1 protein-coding gene is annotated in these 1,080 nt (G+C 75.9%); it reads right to left on the bottom strand.

Going from position 1 to position 1,080, the window contains the following annotated elements; all coding sequences use genetic code 11:
* A partial coding sequence (locus ACFRQN_RS40895; RefSeq protein ID WP_380745732.1) for a hypothetical protein occupies positions 1–981 on the bottom strand: 981 nt, incomplete at its 3' end.
* Positions 982–1,080: the final 99 nt, after the last annotated feature.

Here is a 1,080-nt window from a genome sequence, read left to right as displayed (position 1 = left end):
GGTGGAACCGGTTCCACCGGCGCCGCCCGAACCGCCGCGCTCGCCCGAACCGGGGCTGCCCTCCACACCCTGGCCGCCGGTGATGCCGTCGTCGCCCGCAGCACCGGACTGGCCGGCGGTCCCGGGATTACCGGGCAGTTGCGTCAGCGTCCCCGAACAGCGCGTGATGGGGGAGGCGGACGCCGACCCGCCGCCCGCACCCCCTCGTCCGGTGGTGCCGGACACACCTCCGGCACCACCCGCACCCCCCGACGCGCCGATCTTGCCGTTCTCCCCGCCCTGTCCCGCACCGCCGCCGGAGCCGGAGCCCCCGGCGCTCCCGTTGCCGCCGGGCTTCGCGAAGACCCGCGTGCTGAGCCCCGCGATGCCGGTGATCGGTCCGGTGGTGTCGGCGCCTCCTCCGCCGCCGCCCGCGCCGGCGGTGCCGGCCCGGCCGCTGGTCGCGATGGTGCCGGCCGCGCCTCCAAGGCCGCCCGCACCTCCACCGCCGCCCCCGGACGGCCTGCCGGGCCCGGCCACGTAGACCTCGAACCTGTCTCCCGCCGTGACGGCGGTCGTGCACTCCGTGTAACCGCCGCTGCCGCCACTGCCACCCGCGCCCCCGCCACTGCCGCCCGCACCTCCACCGCCGCCACCACCACCGACCGGGTTCGCGATCAGGGGCGGGTAGCTTCCGCCACCACCACCGCCACCGCCTCCCCCACCCCCGCCACCGCCCGCTCCGGTGCCGCCACGGCCCCAGACGCGCACGGTCATCCGGGTCACCCCGGCCGGGACCACGAAGAGGTAGACGCCCGGTGTGAATGCCTTCTGGCCGCTCTGCAGCACCGTCCGGGAGACGTCCCGCGAGGCGTCGGCCGCCCCCGCGGGGAACGGCGCGGTGAACGCACTCGCCGTGGCCGCCAGGACCACGAAGGCCGCGCGCGCGGCGGGGAGCCGCCGCGGCCCTCCCCGGCCCAGGGAAGTGAACGGTGTCCTCACAGGTCTTCCATACCTTTCTTCGTGGGATCGTTCTGGTCATTCGTAAGATCAGGGCACCCAGGGATGCCGGGTGTGGCTGTCATGTCATTGCCGCGTCCG

This window comes from Kitasatospora sp. NPDC056800 (assembly GCF_042789775.1).
In the GTDB taxonomy this organism is placed as follows: Bacteria; Actinomycetota; Actinomycetes; order Streptomycetales; family Streptomycetaceae; genus Kitasatospora.
The sequence above is the reverse complement of the archived record's forward strand: the minus strand, read 5'-3'. Positions and strand labels throughout refer to the sequence as shown.